Origin of the sequence: Cupriavidus sp. 2TAF22 (assembly GCF_052115045.1) — a bacterium.
Lineage (GTDB): Bacteria > Pseudomonadota > Gammaproteobacteria > Burkholderiales > Burkholderiaceae > Cupriavidus.
Map to the genome: position 1 here is coordinate 124,961 of NZ_JBFRFX010000009.1, position 16,363 is coordinate 141,323.

At 68.0% G+C, this 16,363-nt stretch carries 11 protein-coding genes; all 11 read right to left on the minus strand.

All coding sequences use genetic code 11. The features are described 5' to 3' along the window. Positions 1–66 precede the first annotated feature (66 nt). Entirely contained in the window at positions 67–1,818 is a 1,752-nt protein-coding gene (locus AB4Z48_RS13290) for an FAD-dependent oxidoreductase (protein WP_441614550.1), read from the minus strand. A gap of 138 nt (positions 1,819–1,956) precedes the next feature. Further along, complete coding sequence (locus tag AB4Z48_RS13295) at positions 1,957–3,198, minus strand: glycosyltransferase (RefSeq protein WP_441614552.1); 1,242 nt, start codon at positions 3,196–3,198, stop codon at positions 1,957–1,959. Then, positions 3,195–4,643, minus strand: a complete 1,449-nt coding sequence (locus AB4Z48_RS13300) for a hypothetical protein (RefSeq protein WP_441614554.1) — start codon at positions 4,641–4,643, stop codon at positions 3,195–3,197. The genes AB4Z48_RS13295 and AB4Z48_RS13300 overlap by 4 nt, the downstream gene beginning before the upstream one ends. Positions 4,644–4,846: 203 nt before the next feature. Next, the gene (locus tag AB4Z48_RS13305) at positions 4,847–6,151 is read right to left on the minus strand and encodes a glycosyltransferase WbuB (protein WP_441614556.1); all 1,305 of its coding nucleotides are present in this window, start codon (positions 6,149–6,151) and stop codon (positions 4,847–4,849) included. A gap of 91 nt (positions 6,152–6,242) precedes the next feature. Then, entirely contained in the window at positions 6,243–7,418 is a 1,176-nt protein-coding gene (locus tag AB4Z48_RS13310) for a glycosyltransferase family 4 protein (RefSeq protein WP_441614558.1), read from the minus strand. Between the two features lie 19 nt (positions 7,419–7,437). Next, a complete protein-coding gene (locus AB4Z48_RS13315) occupies positions 7,438–8,427 on the minus strand; it encodes a GDP-L-fucose synthase family protein (RefSeq protein ID WP_441614560.1) in 990 nt (329 codons plus the stop codon). A 53-nt stretch (positions 8,428–8,480) separates the two neighbouring features. After that, on the minus strand, positions 8,481–9,599 hold the full coding sequence (gene gmd, locus AB4Z48_RS13320; RefSeq protein WP_441614562.1) for a GDP-mannose 4,6-dehydratase: 1,119 nt from the start codon (positions 9,597–9,599) through the stop codon (positions 8,481–8,483). 84 nt (positions 9,600–9,683) lie between these two features. Beyond that, positions 9,684–11,909 carry a polysaccharide biosynthesis tyrosine autokinase gene (locus tag AB4Z48_RS13325; RefSeq protein ID WP_441614564.1) on the minus strand — a complete coding sequence of 742 codons (2,226 nt, stop codon included), beginning with the start codon at positions 11,907–11,909 and terminating at the stop codon, positions 9,684–9,686. A gap of 56 nt (positions 11,910–11,965) precedes the next feature. Further along, positions 11,966–13,345: an undecaprenyl-phosphate glucose phosphotransferase gene (locus AB4Z48_RS13330; RefSeq protein WP_441614566.1), complete on the minus strand. Its 1,380-nt coding sequence runs from the start codon at positions 13,343–13,345 to the stop codon at positions 11,966–11,968. Between the two features lie 226 nt (positions 13,346–13,571). Continuing rightward, positions 13,572–15,089 carry a mannose-1-phosphate guanylyltransferase/mannose-6-phosphate isomerase gene (locus AB4Z48_RS13335; RefSeq protein WP_441614568.1) on the minus strand — a complete coding sequence of 506 codons (1,518 nt, stop codon included), beginning with the start codon at positions 15,087–15,089 and terminating at the stop codon, positions 13,572–13,574. 148 nt (positions 15,090–15,237) lie between these two features. Further along, on the minus strand, positions 15,238–16,245 hold the full coding sequence (locus AB4Z48_RS13340) for a GlxA family transcriptional regulator (RefSeq protein WP_441614570.1): 1,008 nt from the start codon (positions 16,243–16,245) through the stop codon (positions 15,238–15,240). Positions 16,246–16,363 lie beyond the last annotated feature (118 nt).

Consider the following 16,363-nt stretch of genomic DNA (forward strand, 5'->3'; position numbering starts at 1 on the left):
TCGTCCGTGCCCTGTACGTCTTGTCTGGCAACACTGTCACGCCTGGTTACCTCTGGTTACGTCCTGTTACTCCTTGGGCATCGCCATCACCGCCGACACGGCCGGCACGACGGGCGCGATCGCGGCAGCAGCGATCGCCAGGTCGTCCTCGGGCACCGTTGCAGGTGCCTTGCGCGGCGCGTCGGCCTCGCTTTTGTACGTTGCGCATGGCATGCCGAGCTCGCGCGCGATATGGCCGCTCAGCCTCAGCGCCAGCGCGGCGATGGTGATGGTGGGAAAGTTCGCGCCCACCGTGGGAAACACCGAGCTGCCGGCCACATAGAGATTGGCCAGGCCGTGCACGCGGCAGTTGCGGTCCACCACTCCCGAATTTGGCGAATCGTGCATTCGCGTGGTGCCCATGTGGTGCCACGTCCCTTCGAGCGAGGCAGGCCATGGCTGCCCTTCCATGGGCGGATCCAGCGTGACCTGCGCCACGCCGCTGCGCTGCAGTTCGTCTGCCAGCAGGGCAAAGGTGCGGTCGAAGGTACGCTGCACCAGGCTGCCCACGCGCCAGTGCACGCGCACCCGCGGCACGCCGAGCCGGTCACGCTGCTCGCACAGGGTCACCCTGCTGTGCGGGTCGGGCTCGGCCTCGACGATGGCCTGCATCTTCACGCCGGTGATCAGCGAGCGCGGCTGCAGCAGCCGCGTCAGTCCAAAGCCCACGGTATCGATCGGGTGGGCAGCCATCGTCAGCAGGTCGGCGCTGAGCTTGCGCCCCGGCTGGTCCTTCTTGAGCAGCGCCTGCTTGGTGCGGATCAGCGCCTCCGCGCCGGTACTGCCTTCGCCGTAGAACTGCGAGAAAAACCATACGCGCGAATTCAGCAAGCCCTCGCGCTCCAGCACGGCCTGCTTGAGCGCGAACTGCGAGGACACATGGGTGCCATAGGCGCTGACGGCCGCATTCTGGTAGTGGTACTTGATGTCGTACAGCTTGTTGCGCTCCCATGCCTTGCTGAAGCGCACGCTGCCGGACAGCAGGCGTGGATGGTCCATGAAGTAGCGGCCCACCAGGTCCGCGCCGTTGCCCAGGCCGGCCGCCTGCACATTGTTCGAGGCCAGCATCAGCCGCGCGTTCTCGATGCCGCCCGTGGCCAGCACGAACAGGCGCGCCGCCACCCGGATGCGGCGGCCGCTGAGCGTGGCCACCGACACCCGCGAGACCGAACTCGCATCGGCGTTGGCATCGATATTGACGACATTGGCGTAGAGGTACACCTTGATGCGGTGCGACTGCTCGAGCTGGGCACGGTAGAGCTTGCCGAAGCGCGCCGGCGGGCTGAACTGCGAGATGGTGTCGCGGATATACTCGCCGCTCAGCGGCAGGCGCCTGACGTCGTGCCGGCGGATCGCGGCCTCCCAGTAGGCGGGGTCGAAATTGTTCGGGCCGAGCTTGAGCAGGTCGTGGGTGCGCTCATAGAAGGGCGTCAGTTCGTCGAGCCCGAACGGCCAGCCGCTGTGCGCGACCCAGCTGCGCTTTTCCAGATCCCATGGATCCAGCGGACGGCACCACCCGCCCCAGCAATTGCTGCTGCCGCCGAGAAAGCGGCTGCGGCTGCCATCGGCAAAGCTGTAGGGCAGGCCGACGTTCTCGCCACGGTACAGGTCGCGGGTCTCGTCGTCGGGGGCATAGCCGCCGCTCTCCAGCAGGCAGGCATCGATACCGAGGCGATGTAGCTCCAGCGCCAGCGTAATTCCCGCCACACCACCACCGATGATGCAGACGGTCGAAATCACCATCGTGTCGTCCTGCAGTTTTCTCGTATCGATGAACATGGCGTACTCCTCGCGCGCCGGCCCCGGAGCCGGACGGCAACCCTCGCTGCAACCATCYTCCTACCGTGCGCTCGTCCACGTTCGCCAACATTGCGCCAACGACGGCCAAGCGCGCTTGCCTTCTCGTGCCCGCCCCCCTCAACCATCGCCCGCGCGCCAGCCCGGCACGGGCACGGCGGGCGCCGGCGCGGCTTGTTGCACCTGCTCCTGCTCCTGCATGGTCCCCGGCGCCTGCAGCACGCGCAGCAGGTCGCCCGCCATGCCTTCGACCGTGAAGCGCCGCTCGAAGCTGGCCTTCGCGCTTGCGCGCATGGCGCTGCGCGCCTGCTCGTCCATGGCGAACCAGCGCCGCAGCAGCGTCTCGACGCCGTCGGCCGTGTCCGGCGCGACCAGCCCCGCGCCGTCGTGCTCGATCTCGCGCCAGATGTTGATCCTGTCCGAGATCAGCGCGGGCACCGCGCAGCCCAGCGCCTCCGCCACCGCGATACCGAAGTTCTCCTGGTGCGACGGCAAGGCGAACACATCGCTGGCATGGAACGCGCCCCACTTCATCGGGCCGCTGAGCATGCCGGGCCAGCTCACGCGCTGCCCGACGCCGGCCGCCGCCGCCTGCGCGCGCAACTGCGGCAGCCAGCCGGCGCTGTCCGGGCCGGCGATCACAAGGTGTGCGGCGGGATCCATTTCCGCGGTGCGGGCGAACGCTTCGATCAGCAGATCGCAACCCTTCTTCTCGTGAATGCGCCCGAGGAACAGCACGATGCGCTTGCCCCGCAGTTCGGGATACGCAGCCAGGAACGACTCGCGCAGCGCCACCCCGCCCGCATCCCGCTGCGGCGGCGCCTGCGTGCCGAACCGCACCACCAGCGCGCGCGCCCGGTATAGCCAGAACGACTGGCTCGCCAGACGCCGCTCTTCCTCCGCGGTGAAGAGCACCGCCCGCGCGTCGCGCAACACGCGGTACTCCGCCCACGGCCAGTAGAGCCATTTCTTCAGGTGCTTGAGCGGGTAGGTGCGCTTGAACCACGGGTCGAGCATCCCGTGCGGATAGACGTAGTAGGGGACCGGCAGCTTGCGCAGCGCGCGCCAGGCCCCGAAGCCGTGGTACTGCCACAACCCGTTGACGATCACCGCGTCGAACTCGCCCGCATGCGCGCGCAGCCACGGCACCAGCCGCGGCGCATAGCGGTAGAAGCCGCGCGCCGGGCCCAGCGCATGCAGCGGCAGCGCGAAAGCGGCCACGCATGGCGCGTCCGGCGCGTCCAGCGAGAGCACTTCGACGCGATGCCCCTGCGCGATCATCTGCGCGCTGCCCTGGCGCACGCTTTCCACCGGCCCCCCGCAGGCCGGATCGACCGACGCGAGCAGCTGGAGGATCTTCATCGGGATGCTCCGCGCGAGTGATAGCGCAGGCGTGGCACCTGCGGGTCGGCGACCGTGGCCGTAGCCGGGGCCGGCAGCGGCAACGGCACCGGCCGCGGCAGCGGCGGGCGCACCGGCGGCACGGATGCCGCGCCGGCAGCCTCGGCCTCCCGGGCTTGCTGGCTGCGGGCCTGCGCGCGGCGCAGCCGCGCATGCGTGGCTACCAGCAGACCCAGCGCCACGCCGTACAGCAGGCCGGAAAAGCGCGGCCCGAGCGGATTGCCGCCGATCGACGTGGCTGGCAGCGCCGCCAGCACCAGCAGCGCGCGCCCGAGCACGGCCAGGTAAGGCGCGTCCGGCGCCACGCGTCGCCAGTGCCGGTAGGCGACGCTGCCGCAAAACAGCGCGTACAGCACCATGAGCGGCATGGCGATGCCGAACAGCAAGCCGCCCGCAAAGAACTGGTAGACCCAGAAATTGTGGCCGGCCGTCCATTCGTTGATGGCGTAGAACTCCTTCTCGGTCATCTGCCCGGTGAGTGCGGGCAGGTAGGCCGGCGAATAGCGGTAATGGTGTCCGTAGCCCTTGCCGAGCACCATCGAGGTCTTGGTCTGCGTGACCTGGTCGAACTGGTCCTTGAGCTCGGCAAGCCGGGTCGCGGTGGTGGGGTCCACGCCGGACTCGGTGGCCTTGGCCGCCGCGATGCGCTGGGCCCAGTGCGCCGCGACCGCGGGGAACAGCGCCGAGCCCACCAGCGCCGTGCCGCCCACCAGCGTCGTGGTGATGACCGCCGCCCGCAAGGCGGCGCGCAGCAGGTGCCGGATCGAAGGCGCGCTGAGCCAGGTCGCGAACAGGAACAACAACACCGTGCCGACCAGCAGGCTCCGGGTCACGCTCAGCAACTCGACCACCACGGTGACGATGAAGAGCAGCAGGTTGCTCTTGCTCACCCGCCGCGCAATCACGAACTCATGCAGCAGCACGCCCTGCAGTGCAAGAAAGGCCGGCGCGACGATGCGGAAGCGGACGTTCTCCAGCCCGCCGCCCACCGCCATGCCGTAGCCGAAGGTAAACAGCAGCGAAACCGCCATGCCCGTAAACATGGCCGTTTCGACCTGTTCCAGCCGGTCTTGCGGCCAGGGATGGCGCGCCGCCAGGTAGCCGATCAGGAACAGCAGGAACGGCAGCAGCACGCGCAGGTAATTGCCTGTCTCGTTGCCTTGCAGCAGATGGGGGACCAGACTGCCCGGCACCGTCAGCATCAGCGCCGCCATCACCAGCCGGCTCAGCCGGGTGCGCCCGGTGAAGCGCGGTGCGATCAGCGCCAGCGCGATGCCCCCGCCGAGCGCGGGCACCGCCAGCAGGATCTGCAGGATCCGGCTGCCCTGTCCATCGACGCTCTTGAAATCGAGCGCCAGCGGGAACAGCATCATCCAGATCCACAGCGGCGCGAAGCGGTTACGCATGGCGGCAATCCTCCCCTGCCCGCCGGAGGCCGGCGCGTGAGCGCGCCGGCGCCTCCGGGGCGCCGCCTGCCTGCACCGCTGCCTGTTGTCTGCCTGGCATCTCGCGCTTCCCTCCTCGGCTGCTCGTCCTGCTCGTCCTGCTCGTCCTGCTCGTCCCTTGCGACCCGCGCCCGCGCGCCAATTGCATTGCGCGGCGCCGCGGCCTATTCCGTTTTCCCGGGCTGCAGCGCATGCGCCGTCAGGTCCTCCGCGCCGCGCGCCTCTGCCGTCTGCGGCCGCTCCGGTCCGTCACCGCCCCAGGCGCGAAGCCTGGCGTCGAGACGGGACAGCACGGCATCGGACGACAGCGTGGCCTCGGCGTAGGCACGCGCCGCCGCGCCGAGCTCGGCGCGGCGCGCGGGATCCGAGGCCAGCGCCTTGATCGCGCCGGCCAGGGCGTCGATATCGTCCGGCGGCACCGCCACCCCGCGCGCGGACACGGTGGCAAACAGTTCGGTGCCGACATTGGCCATGGCAATGATCGCGCGGCCGCTGGCCAGCATGCCCGTGAGCTTGGACGGCATGACGAGGTCGGCAGCGTCGCCGCGCTGTGGCAGGACATGGATATCCGCCAGGTTGAGCAGCTCGTTGAAACGGTCGGCGGGCTGTAGCGGCAGGAAGCAGCAATTCTCCAGGCCCGCGCAGTAGGTCTCGAGCATGGCGCGGGCAGGGCCGTTGCCGCAGAAGACAAAGGTGATGCCCGCATTGCCGGCCAGCGCCGCCACGGCGCACACCAGCACTTCCAGGCCCTGCTTCTCGCCCATGTTGCCGGCGTACAGCACCACGATCTGCTCCGGCGCAATGCCGAGTTCCTCGCGGTAGGTGCTGGGCCGGTCAAGCGGGAAGACCGCGCCGGTATCCACCCAGTTCGGCAGGCGGAACACCCGCGCGGCGGGAACGCCCTTGCGCGTGGCATGCTCGGCCATCCTCTCCGAGATGGTGGACACCACGTCGAAGCGCCGCATCAGGAAGCGCTCGACGGACAGCGCGGCGCGCCGCAGCCAGGCACGCCTGAGCAGCCCCAGTTCGAAGGCAGCGTCCACTTCGTAGTCCTGCACATGCAGCCAGCTCCTGGCGCCGGTCATGCGCGCCAGCGCCAGCGAGGCGGGCACGCTCATCAGGCTCGGCGCGATGGCGATGACGGCATCGGGCCGCCACGGCACCTGCGCCAGCAACGCCGGCAGCGCGCACACCGCAAAGCTGGCGAGGTGCAACAGGCGCGTGACGCCGGTGGGGCGCCGCGGCACCCACAGCGGCGCGCGGTAGATGCGTACCCCGCCGCGCCATTCGCGGCTGAAGCGCCAGGCCGCATAGCCCTCGCCAACGCGCCAGGCGGGATAGTAGGGCGGTGCGCAGACCACGCGGACATCGTGACCCGCCGCCGCCAGCGCCTCCGCCATCTCGGCCGTGTACTTCCCGGTCCCGGTCAGCTCCGGCGCATAGTTCTGTCCGCAAACAAGGATTTTCACGGGACCCTCCCCTCGAACTTCCGCGAAATGACTCGGGCCGCGATGCCCTGCCCGTCAGCCAGGCATCGCGGCGTCTGTGTGGCGAATGGCTTCAGGTCTGCACCCCGGTGCGCTGGTGCATGTCAGGCGCACTGAGCATCGCGGCGCAGCCCCTGGCGATGTTCGATGCCGCATTGGCCGGGTCGAAGCGCCGGATCACGGCAAGGCAACGCTCCGCCGTGACCTGGGTGTCCGCGAACGCCTTCACCGCCCGCGCCATGCCGGTCTGCAGCGCGGCGGCGTCGCGCACCGGCACCGCAAAGCCGGTCTCGCCCTCCAGCACCAGCTCGGGCACGCACCCGCAGATATCGCTGGCGACCGTCGGGCAGCCGTGGCTCAGTGCCTCGTTGACCACCAGCCCCCACGGCTCGCTATGGCTCGGCAGCACCATGCAGACCGCCCGGTAATACTCCTGCGACAGCCCCTCGTCCTGCAGGCTGCCGACCTGGCACACCGCATCCTCGATTCCCAGGCTGGCCGCCATCTGGCTCAAGGTGCCGGCCAGCGGGCCGGTGCCGACGATGCGCAGCGTGGCCGCGGGGATCTGCTTGCGCAGCCCGGCAAACGCGCTCAGCAAGGTATCGAGGCCCTTTTCCTCGGACAGGCGGCCCACGTAGAGAAACACCGGCTTGCCATCGGCCCGGTGGCGCAGGCGTTCGCGCACCACCTGCTCTGGCCGGTACGTGGCCGGCATCGCCGCGGCCTGGCATGGCGTGAAGATCAGCTCGGGCTTGGCGCCGAGCGACATCAGGTATTCACGGCTGCGCTCGCCGAAGCCGAAATAGCCGTGGCACAACGAGAAGAACAGCCGCTTGGGGATCGAGGTCAGCATGCGCCGGGGCCGGTCGCGCCCGGTGGAATCGCAGAACACCGCGCGCCGCTTGCCGGTGACGATGCAAGCCAGCAGCATGGCCCAGTACTCCGGCCGGTGATAGCCCGGCAGCACCACCAGCTCGCTCTTGGCCTTGAACACTTCCCAGGTCAGGCGCGCTGTCATCTTCCAGCGCGGCACGTCCTCGTAGCAGCCGGTGTACAGCTGGTGCATCGGGTATTTGTGGAAGGAGTAGTCCACATCGGAAAAGCCCACCCGGTAGTGCTCGGTCTCGGCGATCTGCACCATGGTGTACCGGATCGGGCTGGCCGCCGACTGGCTGTACAACGCCGAGAACACGGCGCCCTTGTGACGTGACCAGACGATGTTATGGAATATGGTGACTGAACCTGCCATGATTCGCTCCTGTATCTCGTCACTCGATGACGGCGCTTGCCTGTGCGTCGGCCTCGGCCGGCGCCCCCCCGGGCAAGGCACCATCCCTGCGACTCGCGTACTCCTGGTAGACGGATTCGATACCCTCGTCGAGGCTGATCGCGGGCTGCCAGCCGAGCCGCGCCAGCCTGGAAATGTCCAGCCGCTTGCTTGGCGTGCCGTCCGGCTTGGAGGTGTCGAACGACAGCGTGCCCGCGAACCCGGCGACACGGCAGATGCGCTCGGCCAGCTCGCGGATCGGCAGGTCCGTGCCGGTGCCGACGTTGAACACGCCTTCGGCCACGTCGTGCTCGAGCATGAACAGCGTGGCCGCGGCGAGGTCGTCCACGTGCAGGAACTCGCGCCGCGGCGTGCCGGTGCCCCAGATCTGCAAGGTCGATGCGCCCTCCCGCACCGCCGTGTAGGCCTTGCTGATCAGCGCGGGCAGCACGTGGCTGGTGGACAGGTCGTAGTTGTCGTTCGGGCCGTACAGGTTGGTCGGCATCAGGCTGAAATAGCGCGCGCCGTACTGGCGGTTGTATGCCTCGCACAGCTTCAGCCCGGCGATCTTGGCGATCGCGTAGGCCTCGTTGGTGCGCTCCAGCGGACCGGCCAGCAGGTACTCCTCGCGGATGGGCTGCTGGCATTCGCGCGGATAGATGCACGAGGAGCCGAAGAACACCAGCCTCCCCACGCCGGCCTGGTACGCGGCGTGGATCACATTGGTCTCGATGACCAGGTTCTCATAGAGAAAATTGACCGGGCGCAGGGCATTGGCAAGGATCCCGCCGACGCGCGCGGCGGCCAGCAGCACGACGTCGATGCCCTCGTCGGCGAAGAAGCGGTGCACGGCACCCTGGTCGGTCAGATCCAGTTCGGCGCGGTCACGCGTGACCAGGTTGCTGTATCCCTCGGCGCGCAGGCGCCGCAGCAGCGCCGAGCCCACCATGCCGTTGTGCCCGGCGATATAGATAACGGAGTCTTTTTCCATGGCTCTTGCTGTTGGAGTCGCTCGTGGAGTCGTTTGTGGATGACGGGGTGGCGTTACTCGTGATGCTCGAGCGCCTGGAAGCCGGCCAGTGTCACCAGCGCGTCGCGCCGGGCAATCTGGAAGTCGGCCCGCACCATTTCCTTGACCAGCTTGGCGAACGATGTCGTGGGCTTCCAGCCGAGCTTCTCATGGGCCTTGGACGGGTCTCCCAGCAGCGTCTCCACCTCTGTGGGGCGGAAATACTTCGGGTCCACGCGCAGGATCACCTTGCCCGGCGCGAGACGGGTTTCCTTGCCTTGCACCCGCTCCACCACGCCAACCTCGTCCACGCCCGTGCCTTCGAAGCGCACCGTCACCCCCAGCTCCGCCGCGGCGCACTGGACGAAATCGCGCACGCTGTACTGCTCGCCGGTGGCGATGACGAAATCCTCCGGATGCTCCTGCTGCAGCATCAGCCACTGCATCTCCACGTAGTCCCGCGCATGGCCCCAGTCGCGCAGCGCGGAGAGGTTGCCAAGGTAGAACTCGTCCTGCAGCCCCACCGCGATGCGCGAGATCGCGCGCGTGATCTTGCGCGTGACGAAGGTCTCGCCGCGCACCGGGCTCTCGTGGTTGAAGAGGATGCCGTTGCAGGCATACATGCCATAGGCCTCGCGGTAATTGACCGTGATCCAGTAGGCGTAGAGCTTGGCCACCGCGTACGGGCTGCGCGGATAGAACGGCGTGGTTTCCTTCTGCGGCACTTCCTGCACCAGCCCGTACAGCTCCGAGGTCGAGGCCTGGTAGAAGCGCGTCTTCTTCTCCAGCCCGAGGATGCGGATGGCTTCGAGCAGCCGCAGCGTGCCGAGCCCGTCGGCGTTGGCCGTGTACTCGGGCTCCTCGAAGGACACCGCCACGTGGCTCTGCGCCGCCAGGTTGTAGATCTCGTCGGGCAACACCTGCTGGATGACGCGCAGCATGCTGCTCGCGTCGGTCAGGTCGCCGTGATGCAGGAAGAAGTGCCGGTCGGGATCGTGCGGCTCGCGATAGAGATGATCGATGCGGTCCGTGTTGAACAGGGAGGTGCGCCGCTTGACGCCGTGCACCTCGTACCCCTTTTCCAGCAGCAGCTGCGCAAGATAAGAGCCATCCTGCCCGGTAATGCCTGTGATCAGAGCAACCTTGTGCGTCATCGTCATTCTCCCGCCGTGCGTTGGTGTTGGTGTTGGTATTGGTGATCTGCATCGCGGACCGGGCCGCGCCCGGTGGCGGGCGCGCTACTTCGCGCTGCCCTGGTAACCGTAGTAATCGGTGTAGCCCGTGCGCAGCTGCAAGGGCGGCTTGGGCACGTCGGTGAGCAGCACGCCCTGCAGCGTGACGCTGCCGTTGTTGAGCCGCCGCGCGGTCTCGGCCACTTCGTTGGCCGAATGGCGGCCATGCCGCACCACCAGCAGCGTGGTGCCGGCATGCCGGCCCAGCAGCGCCGCATCGGTCACCGCGAGCACCGGCGGCGTGTCGATGACGACCATGTCATAGCGCTGCTTGAAGTGGTCGAGCAGGGAGTCCAGGCGCTCGCTCATCAGGAGCTCGGCGGGATCGGCGGGCAGCGTGCCGCGCGGCAGCACATCCAGGCCGGGCAGCACGTCGTGCACCACCACGGAATCGATATCCGTGCCCATCAGCGCATCGGACAGGCCCGGCACCTGCGCCAGCCCGAAATGCGCGTGGACCTCGCCGCGGCGCATGTCGCCGTCGATCAGGAGCACGCGCTTGCGCCCCGATGCCACCAGCGCGGCCAGGTTGACCGACATGAACGACTTGCCGGCATCCTGGCTCGACCCGGTCAGCATCACCACGTTGTTGCTGGCGGTGGCCAGCGCACCCCGCAAGGCCGTGCGCAGGCTGCGCACGCCCTCCACGGCGATGTCGTCGGGCGCGCGCGCCGCCAGTACGCCCTGGCGGTTGCGGCCAGAGTGGATTTCACGCTGCAGCCGCAGCTGGGTGCGGCTGCGCGGGATCACCGCGCAAACCGGCACGCCCAGCATCCGCTCCAGCTCCTGCGGATGCTCCACCCCGCCATACAGCCCCTTGCGCAGGAAGGCCAGCAACGCGCCCAGCACCAGGCCGACGCCGCCGCTGATCAGGATCAGCACGACGCGCTGCGGGCGCACGGGGTCGTCCGCCGGCTCGGCGAAGTCCACCACGCGCACGTTGCCGACTTGCCCCGCCTTGACCACGCGCAACTGCTGGGCATTGTTGAGCAGGTTGGTGTACAGCTCCGTGTTGACGCGTACATCGCGCTCCAGGCGCAAAGCGGCCTGTTCGGTATCTGGCAGCACCGACACCTTGCGGCGCAGCGCGCCCTGCTGCGAGGTCAGCGTGGCGATCTGCGCGGTCAGCGCCTGCACGGCGGGGTTCTGGTCGGTGTAGAGCGTGCGCACCTCGGACAGCCGCGTCTGCAGCTTGTCCAGGCTGGCCTTGTTGTCCACGATCTGCTGCAGCAGCAGGCGGCTCTCTTCCCCGAGATTGACGGTGCCCTGGCGGTTGCGGAAGGCGTTGTAGCGCTCCTCGGCCTGATCGAGCTGCTTGCGCAGGGCCGGCAGCTGCTGGTCGAGGAAGGCCAGGGTGTGCTCGGCCTCGGCCGAGCGGCGCCCGATGTCCTGCTGCACGAACTGGCGCGCGATGGTGTTGATGATATCGGCGGTGAGCTTGCTGTCCGGGCCTTCGAGGCTCGCACGGATGATGCCCGACTGCAGCGTCAGTTCGCCGACCGAGAGCGCGCGCTGGATGCGCTCCACGGTGCCGACGGTGGATGAGCGCACCAGCACGAACTGCGAGCCCTTGCGCCCCACCAGCTGGTCGATGCGCACGCTCACCGGACCCAGCGGCGTGGTGCCGGTGGTCTCTTCGCCGACGCGGCCCTGCAGCACGGGGTTGCCATCGGGGTCGCGCAGGCTATAGCTGCGATCGCCCTCGACCACCAGCACGAATGGCTTGCCGTATGACTTCTGCGGCGTCTCGAACGAGGACATCGTGATCGACTCCGGGCCCCACGCGTAGTCGGACAGGCCCAGCAGCGTCGTCGGCGCCGCCAAGCTCCCGTTGAGCGATGCCAGCCAGCGCCCGATCACGGGAAAGTAGCGCGGCCCGGCGGCGATATCCAGGTGCAGCTTGCGTACGGCTTCTTCCACCACCAGCCGCGAGCGGATCAGCTCGGTCTCGGCCGCCGCGGAGGACTTGGAATCGAAGATCGAGGACAGCGTCTGCAGCGAATTGTTCTGGTTCTGGTTCTGGTTGCCCTTGCTGTCTTCCACCTGGATCATCGCGTCGGCACGGTAGACCGGGCTTTGCAGGAACGCGAAGCAGGTGCCCACCGCCAGCGCCAGCAGCGTGACGGCGGTGATCATGCGCCAGTTCTCAAGCAGCGTGACGAGGTAGTCGGAAAGGCGAAGCTCCGACCCGCCGGAGACATCTGTGTACTGGGTGTCGAACTTCGCAGCCATAGCTTTGACTCCCTGTGACCATTGCTTGTCCGCCTGCGGCGCAGCGCAGGCGTTCTTCAATATGCGTTGCGATGAATCAGCCCCTTGACCACGGTGGCCGCGATGATGCGCATGTCCAGCGCGAACGACCAGTTGCCCAGGTAGTACAGGTCGCAGGCAATGCGGCCTTCCATTTTTTCGATGCGGTCGGTCTCGCCGCGAAAGCCGTTGACCTGGGCCCAGCCGGTGATGCCGGGCTTCACGCGATAGCGGTGGATGTATCCGCTCACCAGCTTCTGGTACTGGTCGTCATGCTCGATGGCATGGGGGCGCGGGCCCACCACCGACATGTCCCCGCGCAACACGTTGAAGAACTGCGGCAGCTCGTCCAGGCTGGTACGGCGCAGGAAGGCCCCCACGCGCGTGACGCGCGGATCGTTGCGGGTGGCCTGCGTGACCACGCCCGCCGCCTCCGCATGCGCGCGCATCGAGCGGAACTTGTAGATGGTGAAGATGCGGCCATCGGCGCTCTTGCGCTTCTGCCTGAACAGCACCGGCCCGTGCGAGGACAGCTTGACGGCGATGGCGATGGCCACCAGCAGCGGCGACAAGCCGATCAGCGCGGCGGCGGCGAACAGGCGGTCGAACACATCCTTCTGCCGCAGCGCGCTGGGGGACAGCGGCGACGCCACCAGGTTGATGGCGGGCATGCCGATCAGCTCGACGGTGCCGCTGTCGAACAGGGCCAGGCTGCGCAGGTCCGGCATGAAGCGGACATTGACCAGCTCCTCGCGGAACTCCGCCACGAACTCCAGGATGGTGCGCTCTTCCGACAGCGGCAGCGCCAGCCAGACTTCGTGGATGTCCTGCGAGCGGATGTAGCGGTGGAAGGCCACCCGATCCTCGAAGGTGGGCACCTTCACGTTGAGGCTGCCCACGGAGGGCGCCACGTTGAACGCCGCGACCACGCGAAAACCCGAGGCCGGCGCCCCTGCGCTGCGCCGGATGACAGCGCTGCAGTGCGCGCCGCACCCCACCACGGCGACCTTGTGCAGGTTCATGCCGGCGCTGCGCACCTGGCCGAGCACGCTGTGCGTGAGCAGGCGCGAGAGGATGAGCAGCGCGCCAGTGGAAGCGGTCCAGTAGGCAAACCACAGCCGCGAGACGATGGAGGCGTGGTGCAGGGAGAACAGCACCATGATGCCGCACAGCTGCACCAGCAGCCACGCCAGCGCCAGGTGCCCCGCCAGCCCGATCTTGGAGCGGCCGCGCCAGGAATCGTAGATGCCGAAGGCGGGAAACAATGCCAGCGTGAAGGCCACCGACAGCGCGAGGAAGACATCGTAGAAGGTGCGCTGCGCCATCTCGTCGAAGCGGATGTGCGAGGCGATGGCCGCTCCCGCGAACACCAGCGCGACATCCAGCATGCGTGCCAGCAAGCCTTCGATCTTCAGCATGTTCCCCTCTCCCGGTGCCTTCCTGCCTTGCCCGAAACTACCCCCGCCCCGCGCCGTGCCGCCGTCTCAGTTGCATCTGTTGCCCGTGTTTCCGTGTTTCTTCCCGCCTGGCCCGCTTGTCCCTTTTCCCTCTTTTCCCTCTTTTCCCGCTCTTCCCTTCCTCGCTGTTCGCCCCGCACTGGCCGCTCGCACCGGCCTTGCGGCGCCCGCCGTCCGGGCGGGACCGTCAGGCGCAGCGCCCGTAGGTGTCGTCGACACGCACGATGTCGTCTTCGCCGAGATAGCCGCCCGACTGCACCTCGATGATTTCCAGCGGCAGCTTCCCGGGGTTCTCCAGGCGGTGAAGCACGCCCAGCGGAATGAAGGTGGACTGGTTCTCGCTGAGCAGGAACTTCTCATCTCCGCGCACCACCAGCGCGGTGCCGCTGACCACCACCCAGTGCTCCGCGCGGTGGTGATGCAACTGCAGCGACAAGCGCGCACCCGGCTGCACCACGATGCGCTTGACCTGGAAGCGGTCGCCGTGCTCGATCGAGTCGTAGAAGCCCCAGGGGCGCCGCACCTTGCGGTGGGCATCGGCCTCCGGCGCGTGCAGGATCTTCATGCGCGCAACCACGTCCTTGACGTCCTGCACGTGCGAGCGGTCCACCACGAGCACCGCATCGGCGGTCTCGACCACCACGATATTGCTGGTGCCCACGCAGGCCACCAGCCGGCCGTCGGAGTGCACATAGCTGGAGTGCGCCCCCTCGAACACCACGCGGCCGCGCGCGGCATTGCCGGACGTATCCTTGTCCATGGCGTCCCACACCGCGTCCCATGAGCCCAGATCGGACCACCCGGCCTCCAGGGGCACCACCACGCCATGGCAGGGCGCCTCGGCGCTGTCGAGCCGCTCCATCACGGCATAGTCGATCGAGTCCGACGGGCTCAGCAGGAACTGCCTGGCGCAGGGCCGGAAGAACTGGCCGTCCTGCTCGCCTTCCGCGGCGGCGGCGACGCACATCTCGTGGATGGCCGGATGCAGGACCTCGATGGCTTTCAGCCAGACCGTTGCGCGCACCACGAAGATGCCGCTGTTCCACCAGTAGTTGCCGCTGGCCACGTATTGCGTGGCCAGTTCCACCGCGGGCTTTTCGACGAAGCGCTCCATGCGGCGCACCCCGTCCTGCAACGGCTCGCCGAGCTTGATATAGCCGTAGCCGGTATCCGGGCGCGTGGGCGGCACGCCCAGCGTGACGATGGCGCCCTGCTCCGCGTGGACGGCGGCGAGCGCCAGCGTGCGATGGAATGCGCCGGTATCGGGGATGGCGTGATCCGCCGGCATCACCACCAGGATCGCGTCTTCGCCGCCGGCATAGGCCAGCGCCGCGGCCAGGGTCAGCGCGGGCGCGGTATTGCGCCGCACCGGCTCCACCACCAGCCGGCCTTCCATGCCGCTGGCCTGCAATTGCTCCGCGGTGACAAAACGGTGCTCGTCGCCGCAGACGATGATGGCGGTGGATTCCACCGGATGCCTGCCCGTGAAGCCTTGCATGCGGCGCACGGTGGCCTGCAGCAGCGAATCCGGGCCGACCAGGTCGATCAGCTGCTTGGGAAAGTGCTCCCGCGACAACGGCCACAGCCGGGTACCGGCGCCACCCGCCAGCACGACCGGGGTGATGCGCAAGCGCGCGGCAGTATCCGGCACCTGCGCTTGCGCCGACAAGTGCGCGGCATCGCCTTCCACGAGCGTATTCGACATATCCCGGTCCTCCTTCAAGTGGAGCCGTGCTCCCGTTGCGCCTGGCTGTGCGCCGCCGTGCGTGGCGGCCGCCAGCCGATGCAGCAGCGCGCACACGCAGCGATGGCGCCTGCGCTGTGCCCTGTGCTGCTGCCAGGTTCCCCGCATCTCATTGCTCCGCTTCCGCGGCACCGGACTTGCTGCGCTGGCGGTACTCGGTGGGCGAGATCGACATGCGCTTGCGGAAGATCTTTGCCAGCCTGTCGCCATTGCCCATGCCGCAGCGCCTTGCCACCTTGTCGACCGGCAACTCGGTCTCGGCGAGGAAGCTGCAGGCGGTGTCGAGCCGTGCGTGCAGGAGGTAGTCAGAAGGCGTCACGCCCATTTCGAGCTTGAAGCGTCGCAGGAAATTGCGTTCGCTCATGGTCGCCACCTGGGCCGCGTCGGACACGGAGATCTGCTGCTCGCAGTGCTCGTGGAGCCATCGTGCGGCGCTGCGGATCTTGTCGCCCACGCTGGTGGTGCCGGTGTCGGCAAGCCGTGGCATCAGGCGGGCGGTCCACGCCGGCATCACGCGGCTGCCCACCGCGCGCGCCACGTCCAGGCCCAGGTCGCGCTTGATCAGCGTCAGCGCGCTGCGCACCAGTTCGTACTGCTCGCCGGACTCGTCGGCGCTGTGCAGGCCATAGATCACGTTGCTGTGCTCGCCACCCTGCGACTTGAGGATGCCAGCCGCGGCCAGCACCGCGCGCCCTTCGGCGATCGGCCTGACGGTTGCCGTCCTGGGCGACACCACGCGCAACCAGCGCAGCAGCCGCTCGTCGGCGGCGGCGTTGCGCGCACCCGCGCCGCCGGCGATGAAGAGGACGTCGAAGCCGGAGAACTCACGCGGATCGAGCCCGTCCGTCCACACCCGCATGGCGGCGGAGCAGGCGACACTCCCGCCATCGACGGAAAGCAGCTGGACGTCGTAGGCAGACTCTTTTCCGGAAGCAGCGGCCGAGCATTCATTGGCGGTCTGGAACAGTTCCGCCACCAGCCCGGCCCCCAATAAGGAGAATCCGTCGAACAGGAGAATGCCAACGCGACGCACGGCGCACTTGGAACGGTTTATGGAAGTGCTAAGCGAGGAACTGAGCCAACTAACCGTCGCCGGTTCGAGTTGCGCATAGGGCATGATTCTCCCCCCAAAGAATTGATGAACCGTTTCCGCGAGAATATTTAATTGGTGTTGCGTTGCATCGTAGCCATCCCGAAACCCTAGGAATATGACGGTGTCGGAAAGTAGCGAGATG

Excerpts from the sequence above, each read along its gene's own strand:
- AB4Z48_RS13310 (WP_441614558.1), bottom strand. The coding sequence starts at position 7,418 with ATGGCAGGTTCAGTCACCATATTCCATAACATCGTCTGGTCACGTCAC.
- AB4Z48_RS13340 (WP_441614570.1), bottom strand. The coding sequence starts at position 16,245 with ATGCCCTATGCGCAACTCGAACCGGCGACGGTTAGTTGGCTCAGTTCC.
- AB4Z48_RS13325 (WP_441614564.1), bottom strand. The coding sequence starts at position 11,909 with ATGGCTGCGAAGTTCGACACCCAGTACACAGATGTCTCCGGCGGGTCG.
- AB4Z48_RS13290 (WP_441614550.1), bottom strand. The coding sequence starts at position 1,818 with ATGTTCATCGATACGAGAAAACTGCAGGACGACACGATGGTGATTTCG.
- AB4Z48_RS13295 (WP_441614552.1), bottom strand. The coding sequence starts at position 3,198 with ATGAAGATCCTCCAGCTGCTCGCGTCGGTCGATCCGGCCTGCGGGGGG.
- AB4Z48_RS13300 (WP_441614554.1), bottom strand. The coding sequence starts at position 4,643 with ATGCGTAACCGCTTCGCGCCGCTGTGGATCTGGATGATGCTGTTCCCG.
- AB4Z48_RS13335 (WP_441614568.1), bottom strand. The coding sequence starts at position 15,089 with ATGTCGAATACGCTCGTGGAAGGCGATGCCGCGCACTTGTCGGCGCAA.
- AB4Z48_RS13330 (WP_441614566.1), bottom strand. The coding sequence starts at position 13,345 with ATGCTGAAGATCGAAGGCTTGCTGGCACGCATGCTGGATGTCGCGCTG.
- AB4Z48_RS13315 (WP_441614560.1), bottom strand. The coding sequence starts at position 8,427 with ATGGAAAAAGACTCCGTTATCTATATCGCCGGGCACAACGGCATGGTG.
- gmd (WP_441614562.1), bottom strand. The coding sequence starts at position 9,599 with ATGACGCACAAGGTTGCTCTGATCACAGGCATTACCGGGCAGGATGGC.